Origin of the sequence: Pedobacter borealis DSM 19626 (assembly GCF_000708285.2) — a bacterium.
Taxonomy (GTDB): domain Bacteria; phylum Bacteroidota; class Bacteroidia; order Sphingobacteriales; family Sphingobacteriaceae; genus Pedobacter; species Pedobacter borealis.
Window position 1 is genome coordinate 35,936 of the sequence record NZ_JAUG01000030.1, and the last position, 8,436, is coordinate 44,371.

At 37.2% G+C, this 8,436-nt stretch carries 10 protein-coding genes; 8 read left to right on the forward strand and 2 right to left on the reverse strand.

From position 1 onward, the window contains the following. The first annotated feature begins 1 nt into the window (after position 1). On the forward strand, positions 2-1,381 hold the full coding sequence (locus tag AW17_RS10640) for a RagB/SusD family nutrient uptake outer membrane protein (protein WP_029276199.1): 1,380 nt from the start codon (positions 2-4) through the stop codon (positions 1,379-1,381). A 194-nt stretch (positions 1,382-1,575) separates the two neighbouring features. Here AW17_RS10640 and acs read toward each other — a convergent pair whose 3' ends face one another. Next, on the reverse strand, positions 1,576-3,483 hold the full coding sequence (gene acs, locus AW17_RS10645; RefSeq protein ID WP_280739965.1) for an acetate--CoA ligase: 1,908 nt from the start codon (positions 3,481-3,483) through the stop codon (positions 1,576-1,578). Positions 3,484-3,774: 291 nt separating this feature from the next. On the opposite strand from acs, the gene rpmB reads away from it, so the two are divergent. The 7 genes from rpmB (at position 3,775) to rimO (ending at position 7,787) form a co-directional block, all read left to right on the forward strand. Then, on the forward strand, positions 3,775-4,008 hold the full coding sequence (gene rpmB / locus AW17_RS10650) for a 50S ribosomal protein L28 (protein ID WP_025145121.1): 234 nt from the start codon (positions 3,775-3,777) through the stop codon (positions 4,006-4,008). Positions 4,009-4,052: 44 nt separating this feature from the next. Then, the gene (gene rpmG, locus AW17_RS10655) at positions 4,053-4,235 is read left to right on the forward strand and encodes a 50S ribosomal protein L33 (protein WP_010599807.1); all 183 of its coding nucleotides are present in this window, start codon (positions 4,053-4,055) and stop codon (positions 4,233-4,235) included. Between the two features lie 98 nt (positions 4,236-4,333). Then, positions 4,334-4,489, forward strand: a complete 156-nt coding sequence (locus AW17_RS23590) for a DUF4295 domain-containing protein (RefSeq protein WP_010599808.1) — start codon at positions 4,334-4,336, stop codon at positions 4,487-4,489. 92 nt (positions 4,490-4,581) lie between these two features. Continuing rightward, positions 4,582-4,839 carry a hypothetical protein gene (locus AW17_RS10660; RefSeq protein WP_055726093.1) on the forward strand — a complete coding sequence of 86 codons (258 nt, stop codon included), beginning with the start codon at positions 4,582-4,584 and terminating at the stop codon, positions 4,837-4,839. A gap of 96 nt (positions 4,840-4,935) precedes the next feature. Next, on the forward strand, positions 4,936-5,898 hold the full coding sequence (gene ftsY / locus AW17_RS10665) for a signal recognition particle-docking protein FtsY (protein WP_029276206.1): 963 nt from the start codon (positions 4,936-4,938) through the stop codon (positions 5,896-5,898). A 99-nt stretch (positions 5,899-5,997) separates the two neighbouring features. Further along, complete coding sequence (locus tag AW17_RS10670; RefSeq protein ID WP_029276208.1) at positions 5,998-6,372, forward strand: GxxExxY protein; 375 nt, start codon at positions 5,998-6,000, stop codon at positions 6,370-6,372. Between the two features lie 83 nt (positions 6,373-6,455). Then, complete coding sequence (rimO, locus tag AW17_RS10675) at positions 6,456-7,787, forward strand: 30S ribosomal protein S12 methylthiotransferase RimO (RefSeq protein WP_029276209.1); 1,332 nt, start codon at positions 6,456-6,458, stop codon at positions 7,785-7,787. A gap of 73 nt (positions 7,788-7,860) precedes the next feature. On the opposite strand, the gene AW17_RS10680 is transcribed toward rimO, so the two are convergent. Next, positions 7,861-8,205 carry a hypothetical protein gene (locus AW17_RS10680; RefSeq protein WP_029276211.1) on the reverse strand — a complete coding sequence of 115 codons (345 nt, stop codon included), beginning with the start codon at positions 8,203-8,205 and terminating at the stop codon, positions 7,861-7,863. Positions 8,206-8,436 lie beyond the last annotated feature (231 nt).

Consider the following 8,436-nt stretch of genomic DNA (forward strand, 5'->3'; position numbering starts at 1 on the left):
AATGAAAAAGACATATATAAATAATATCATATTTGCTTGCATGTTTTTGATGGCTTTATCATCATGCAAAAAGGCATTGGATGTAAATCCTGTTGATACCATTGAGCAAAAAAATGCTTTGCTTACCTCTAAAGATGTTGAAGGAGCGCTAATTGGAGCCTATTCAGATCTTGGCAGCCGTAATTTTTTCGGTGGCCGTTCGTTTTTAATAACTGATTTCTTAGCGAATACTGATGCCATTGAATGGTTCGGCACGTATGAAGAACTAACCCAGGCAATAAACAAGTCGTTACTAAAAACAAATACTTTTGTTGATAACGTTTGGGCATCAGGCTATACCGCAATTAATGATGCCAATAATGTTATTGCAGCTATAGATAAAGTAGACGCTGCTAAAAAGAATAGAGTTGAAGGTGAAGCCAAATTTATTAGGGGTGCAGCCTATTTTGAGTTGGTTAGGTTATTTGGAAAAGCCTACAACGATGGTTCGGCAAGTGCAAACCTGGGTGTACCGATCGTATTAAGCCCTACCAGCATTGTAAATGAATCAAGTTATGTAAGCAGGGCTACAGTAGCGGCGGTTTATAATCAGGCCATAGCTGATTTAACCGATGCTGAAGCTAAATTGCCTGCAACCAACAGTTTCTTTGCCACTAAATCTTCGGCTGCAGCGATGTTAGCCAGGTTATATTTACAAATGGGCAATTATAGTGCGGCCGCTTCTGCTGCAAACCGGGTAATTACTTCAGGAAATTATCAGTTAACAGGGACCTACCTGGATGCTTTTCCTAAAATGCCAGAAAGTGGAAAACCTGCAAAACCTGGAGAAAATTCGACAGAAGATGTTTTCGCTATGCAGGTAACAACTTTAACCGGATTTAACGGTTTTAATGAATTTTATGGTTCATCAACATTTGGTGGCCGTGGGGATGCGGTAATTTCGCAAGATTGGATTGACGCAACTTATAGCGCAGGCGACGATAGGGCTAATGCTTTTTACGATGATGACGATATTTTTACGGCGAAATTTGGAAATCAATTCGGGAATGTTCCCGTAATCAGGCTGGCAGAAATGTATTTAATCAGGGCAGAATCTAATGCACGCTTAGCTCCGGCTGCTCCTATTGGAGGCGTTACACCACTTCAAGATTTAACCACCGTTAGAAGCAGGGCTGGCTTAACAACACTAACCGCTACCCTGGCAAATATTCTAAATGAAAGGAAACTTGAATTTGCTTTTGAAGGATTTTCACTGCACGATGCGAAAAGAACGCAAACCAACATTGGTAGTTTACCCTGGAACTCTACCAGATTAGTTTTCCCAATTCCACAACGTGAAATTGATGCAAACAAAAACTTGGTTCAAAACCCAGGTTATTAAAATTACATACCAACAAAAATGAGGTTGTATCATAAATATAGATTTGTCATCCTGAGCCTGTCGAAGGACCTGTTTAAATACGCTTTAAGGTGTTTCGACAAGCTCTCCGTAGGAGTCCTTTGGACAACATGACAGCATCTGGGCTGAAATCGCCTTTATGATACAATCTCATTCTTTTTATCTTTCACTTAAATTTAAAGCTTTTTGGCTGCCGCTATAATTTCTTCTACCACGCCTGGATCAAGCAGCGTAGAAGTATCGCCTAAATTAGTGGTATCCCCTTCGGCAATTTTACGCAGAATTCTACGCATAATTTTGCCCGAGCGTGTTTTGGGTAAACCAGAAACAAACAATATTTTATCAGGCTTGGCAATCGCCCCAATTACACGGGTAACCGTTTGTAAAATATCTTTTTTAGATAATTCTGCTTCGCCATGCATTTCAGGGTAAATTACAAAAGCATAAATGCCCTGGCCTTTTACATCATGCGGATAACCCACAACTGCACTTTCTACCACACCAGCGTGCATATTAATGGCATTTTCTACCTCTGCGGTGCCAATTCTATGTCCAGAAACATTTAATACATCATCAACACGACCTGTGATTCGATAATAACCATCTTCATCACGTAAACAACCGTCGCCCGTAAAATATAAATTCTCGTAAGTAGAGAAATAAGTCTGTTTGCAACGTTCGTGATCGCCGTAAGTGGTACGCAACATGCCCGGCCATGGGAATTTGATACAAAGATTTCCCATTACCCCATTTCCTTCAATTTCATTACCATTTTCATCAACTAAAATTGGCTGAATTCCTGGTAAAGGCAATGTAGCAAAACTTGGTTTGGTTGGCGTTACCGTAGCAATAGGCGAAATCATAATGCCTCCCGTTTCCGTTTGCCACCAGGTATCAACAATAGGCGCTTTACCGTGTCCGATTTTCTCATCGAACCAATGCCATGCTTCTTCGTTGATCGGCTCCCCTACCGACCCTAAAACGCGGATTGAGCTTAAATCTTTGCCGTTTAATGGCTCTTCACCAAAACTCATTAATGAGCGGATAGCCGTTGGCGCAGTGTATAAAGTATTTACTTTATGTTTTTCTACAATATCCCAAAAACGAGATGGGCTTGGATAAGTAGGAATCCCTTCGAAAAGAACTGAAGTAGCACCTTGCGAAAGCGGTCCGTAAACAATATAAGAGTGACCGGTAATCCAGCCAATATCGGCTGTACAAAAATAAACCTCACCAGGCTGATAGTTAAATACATTCGAAAAAGTATAACCAGCATAAACCATATAACCACCACAGGTATGCACCACACCTTTGGGTTTTCCGGTAGAGCCCGATGTGTAGAGAATGAACAGCATATCTTCTGCATCCATTTCTTCCGCTTCACAAATATCATTTACGTGTTTAACTTCATCTTCCCACCACACATCCCTGCCTTTCAGCATCGAAACAGGTGTACGGATATGGGTTAACACGATACATTTTGCTACGGTTGGGCAACCAATTAAGGCATCGTCAATTACATCTTTTAAAGGAATCTGTTTATTGCCACGATAAGAACCATCGGCCGTAATAACCACTTTACATTGCGAATCGTTAATCCTGTCGGCAATAGATTTAGCAGAAAATCCACCAAAAATAACCGAGTGAACGGCACCAATTCTTGCACAGGCCAAAACAGCAATAGCCAGCTCAGGCACCATAGGCATATAAATACAAATACGGTCGCCCTTTTTTGCGCCATTACGTTTTAAAACGTTGGCAAAACGGCAAACGCGTTCGTGCAACATTTTATAAGTATAAGTAACACTTTCTTCTTCTGGATTATTAGGTTCCCAAACAATAGCAGGTTTATCTCCATTGGTGGCTAAGTGCCGATCTAAACAATTTTCGGTAATATTAAGTTTAGCGCCTTCGAACCACTTGATATTTGGTTCGTTAAAGTTCCATGATAATACTTTGAACCAAGGCTTGCGCCATTGAAAGTTTTGCGCCACTTCGCCCCAAAATTGTTCTGGGTTTTCTACGCTTTTCTTATAATCTTCTTCGTATTGCTTAAAAGATGTAATTTGCATTGCTTGTTCTATATTTTGGATTAGTGGGGGCTAATTTAAATAAATAATAATAAGGAGAAATAGTCTAATCGTATCAAAATGAATATCAAACGTTTGATAAGAAATAATTTATTTTAAATAGATGTAATATAGGAAGAATTTAAGATTTGGCATTAACAAACATTGCACAAACCTTTTCCGCTCATAAATATTAATTATCAAAAAATAATTAGCTACGCTATTGCTGTTTACAATTATTATTCAGATATTTGCACACTCTTAAAAAAATTAAGCGGACGATATTAACAACTATATTTACAAGTCATGTCAAGAGTTTGTGATTTAACAGGAAAAAAAGCAATGGTAGGTAACAACGTTTCTCACTCAAACGTTAAAACCAAACGCAAATTTTACCCAAACCTACAACTTCAGAAATTTTATATTCCTGAAGAAAACCGTTGGATTACGTTGAAAGTTTCTACTTCAGCGATTAAAACCATCAATAAAGTGGGCATTAGCGAAGCAATTAACCGTTTCGTAAAAAAAGGATTTTTGTAAAAAACATTAACTGTTGAGATTAACAGTTTTCAATTTATATTAAAATGGCAAAAAAAGGTAACAGAGTTCAGGTTATTTTAGAATGTACTGAACATAAAGAAAGTGGCATGCCAGGTATGTCTAGATATATTTCTACCAAAAACCGTAAAAACACTACTGAAAGATTAGAATTGAAAAAATTCAATCCAGTATTGAGAAAAGTAACCGTACATAAAGAAATTAAATAGGTTAAGAATAAAAGACCAAAGCTTAAAGACTAAAGCATTTTGCAAGTCTCAAATCTAATGTCTGATATCTCAAATCTAATAATTAAAATTATAAGAACATGGCAAAGAAAGTAGTTGCAACCCTTAAAACAGGTACAGGTAAAGAATATTCGAAAGTAATTACAATGGTAAAATCACCAAAAACTGGTGCTTACTCATTCAAAGAACTTATCGTACACAACGACCACGTAAAAGATGCTATTGCATCTAAATAAGGTTAATATTTTTTAATATTAAAAATATTAAAGGCCGTTCCGTTTTAACCGGAAGGGCTTTTTTTGTTAGTGAAATTTACGTTAGGAAATAATTGATTATCTTTGAAAAAAGCATAACCATGGAAGCGTATAAGTTTAAAGCAAAAGTTTCTGAAAACGGAACTATTGTTGTTCCAAGCGGATTTGACGTAAAAAACAAGGAGGTCGAAGTAATTATTTTGGATGAAGTGATTCAAAATGCTTCAAAAAAGAACATTAAAGAATTTCTTGACAAGTTTTCAGGAATTGCAATTGGAATTGATGCCGATCAGGCAAAATGGGAATATCTTAAAGAGAAACATAATTTATGATATTTTTATTTAATGAAACTCATACTTGACATTGTTCAGTCGTAAAATACCTACACAAACACCTACCGATTTCCTAAAAAAACATAAAAATAACTAATGGGTTTATTCGATTTTTTCAAAAAGAAAGAAACTGCACCTGAAGCTCAGGAAGCACTGGATAAAGGTTTAGAGAAAACTAAAGACGGTTTCTTTAATAAAATTACCAAAGCTGTAGCAGGAAAATCTTCTGTTGATGATGAAGTGCTCGATAATCTGGAAGAAGTTTTGGTTACTTCTGATGTTGGCGTAAGTACTACATTAAAAATCATCAAACGCATCGAAGAACGTGTTGCTAAAGATAAATACCTCAATACCTCAGAGCTAAATTTTATCCTTCGTGATGAAATCCAGTTACTTTTATCCGAAAACAACAGTAACGATTTCCGCCAGTTCGAATACGGCGATCATAAACCTTATGTAATTATGGTGGTTGGCGTAAATGGTGTTGGTAAAACCACTACCATCGGAAAGCTGGCCCACAAACTTAAAGAATCTGGTCTTAAAGTAGTATTAGGTGCAGCCGATACCTTTAGAGCTGCGGCCGTTGACCAGATTAAACTTTGGGGCGAACGTGTTGGCGTGAGGGTTGTGGCACAGGCTATGGGTTCTGATCCTGCTTCAGTTGCTTTTGATACCCTACAATCGGCTGTTGCTAACAACGAAGATGTAGTGATTATTGATACTGCCGGACGTTTACACAACAAAATCGGTTTGATGAATGAGTTGGGTAAAATTAAACAGGTGATGCAAAAGGTGGTACCAGGTGCACCGCACGAAATTTTATTGGTGTTAGATGCCTCGACGGGACAAAACGCTTTTGAACAGTGCAAACAGTTTACCGAAGCTACTGATGTTAATGCATTGGCCATTACAAAATTAGACGGAACAGCAAAAGGTGGTGTAGTAATCGGAATTTCAGATCAGTTCAGGATTCCTGTTAAATATATTGGCGTAGGAGAAAAAATTGGCGACTTACAGCTTTTTGATAAGAAAGAGTTTGTGAATAGTTTGTTTAAATAGCACTTTGTGGTTGATTACACTGAGGATTTAGTCTACAATTCACTTCGTGGTTGATTACACAGATTACAGGATTACACAGATTATTATGTAATTTTAGTAATGGAAGAATATGAAAACCATGAGCTTACCAAAATTATAATTGGTTGTTGCTACAATGTCCATACGCAATTAGGTCCAGGTTTTTTAGAGAAGATTTATGTTAATGCCCTTAAAATAAAACTTCAGCAAGCTGGGTTAAAATTTGATGTTGAGAAGGAGTTTGTAGTGATGTTTGAAGACCAAATTATTGGTAAATTTAGATGTGACCTGGTTGTAGAGCAAAAGGTAATTGTTGAATTAAAATCTGTAACTGGGTATCAACCTAAATTATTTCAGAACCAACTTATATCTTATTTAAAAGCCAGTAAAATTAAGATAGGATTACTGATTAACTTTGGCAACACAAGCTGTGAGGTGAAAAGAATAGCTGTGTAGTCCTTTAAATATATCCACAATGAATCAGTGGAATCACCAAATCTGTGGAATCAAGCCACAAGGAAGGTGTAAATAAAATTAATATGAATACCAAAATAGTAAGAAGTAAAAGCGCAATTAAACAACCAAAAATTAATGTAATTACATTAGGTTGTTCAAAAAACATATACGATTCGGAAGTATTGATGGGCCAGCTGCGTGGCAACAATTTAAATGTTGTGCACGAATCAGACAAGATGGGCAAAGATGATATCGTTGTAATTAATACCTGCGGTTTTATCGATAATGCTAAACAAGAATCAATCGATACCATTCTACAGTTCAGTGAACTAAAAGAAGCCGGTAAAATTGGCAAAGTAGTGGTTACAGGTTGTTTATCTGAACGCTACAAACCCGAACTGGAATCAGAAATCACCAACGTTGATGCCTTTTTCGGCACTAACGATCTGCAGAATATTTTACATGAGTTGGGTGCGAATTACAAGCATGAACTTATTGGCGAGCGTTTGCTTACCACTCCTTCTCATTTCGCTTATTTCAAAATTGCCGAAGGCTGTAACCGTCCGTGTTCTTTCTGTGCCATCCCATTAATGCGTGGTAAACACTTGAGTAAACCAATGGAAGAATTGGTTAACGAGGCTAAAATACTAGCTAAAAACGGCACAAAAGAATTGATTTTAATTGCTCAGGACCTTACCTATTATGGTTTAGACCTTTATGGTGTGCGCAAGTTAGATGAGTTGATGCGTCGTTTATCAGATGTTCCTGGAATCGAATGGATCCGTTTGCAATACGCCTACCCTTCTGGTTTCCCTATGGAAATTTTAGATGCCATGAACGAGCGCGATAACATCTGCAAATACCTGGATATGCCATTACAGCACATTACCGATAATATGTTGAAATCGATGCGCCGTGGTACCACCAAACAAAAAACCATCGATTTAGTCAATCAGATCCGTGATAAAGTGCCAAACATCGCTATGCGTACCACGCTAATCTGCGGTTATCCTGGCGAAACTGAACATGATTTCGAAGAAATGAAGGAATGGGTTGCAGAAACCAAATTCGATCGTTTGGGTTGCTTTACTTATTCGCATGAAGAAAAAACACATGCACATACCTTAGTTGATGATATTCCTGACGAAGTAAAACAACAACGTGTTGATGATATTATGGAAATTCAACAAGGCATTTCGTTCGATATTAATCAAGAAAAAGTAGGTAAAACCTTCAAGGTGCTGGTAGATAAAAAAGAAGGTGATTTCTTTGTTGGAAGAACCGAATTTGATTCGCCCGAGGTTGATAACGAAGTTTTAATCGATGCAGCTACAGGTTACGCCGCTAACGGAAGCTTTGTTAATGTGAAGATAGACAGGGCTGAAGATTTCGATCTTTACGGAACGATAGTATAGATTAAACCACCCGTTTTGTTTATAAAAAAGAAGTCAAGTTTTGAAAACTTTGACTTCTTAAAATTACATTCTTCTATTTCTTAGGTTCAGGCCTGTTTTTAATCTGACTAGGTTTTAACCAGATTTTAGCTCCTTTCGAGTTTACATAATATTTTTCATTTTTTGCATTGATATAAACATCAGACCCATCTGGTGCCATTTTACCTTTCCAGGTTTTATCAGCAACTTTCGAACTACCTTTCACTGCTACTTCGGCAGTTTTATTACCTACAGATTTAGCACCTTTACTAATTGCTTTTCCGGTATGATCTAATGCTTTACCTACTTCAGTTTTTTTCTTTTCTTGAGCATTTACGGTTAAGGCTGCACCTCCAAATAAGGCCAGCGTTAATAAACCCATTACTAATTTTCTTTTCATGACAGCTATATTTTATTTAAATGATAACAGTTGATCACTGCTTTTGTTTTATTGCAGATAATATTAACCTGAGTTCGATTATTAAATCTCATTTTGTGGCGTTTTAATCAAGTTTTCTGTTAAGACGGTCGTCACCCTGAATTTATTTCAGGGTCTTTCACGCTAAAAAGATGCTGAAATAAATTCAGCAGGACGATAAAGCGGGATTAGGCGTAAATAAGATATAATTTT

Excerpts from the sequence above, each read along its gene's own strand:
- rimO (WP_029276209.1), top strand. The coding sequence starts at position 6,456 with ATGAATACCAAAATAGTAAGAAGTAAAAGCGCAATTAAACAACCAAAA.
- rpmG (WP_010599807.1), top strand. The coding sequence starts at position 4,053 with ATGGCAAAAAAAGGTAACAGAGTTCAGGTTATTTTAGAATGTACTGAA.
- AW17_RS10680 (WP_029276211.1), bottom strand. The coding sequence starts at position 8,205 with ATGAAAAGAAAATTAGTAATGGGTTTATTAACGCTGGCCTTATTTGGA.
- AW17_RS10670 (WP_029276208.1), top strand. The coding sequence starts at position 5,998 with ATGGAAGAATATGAAAACCATGAGCTTACCAAAATTATAATTGGTTGT.
- ftsY (WP_029276206.1), top strand. The coding sequence starts at position 4,936 with ATGGGTTTATTCGATTTTTTCAAAAAGAAAGAAACTGCACCTGAAGCT.
- rpmB (WP_025145121.1), top strand. The coding sequence starts at position 3,775 with ATGTCAAGAGTTTGTGATTTAACAGGAAAAAAAGCAATGGTAGGTAAC.
- AW17_RS10640 (WP_029276199.1), top strand. The coding sequence starts at position 2 with ATGAAAAAGACATATATAAATAATATCATATTTGCTTGCATGTTTTTG.
- AW17_RS23590 (WP_010599808.1), top strand. The coding sequence starts at position 4,334 with ATGGCAAAGAAAGTAGTTGCAACCCTTAAAACAGGTACAGGTAAAGAA.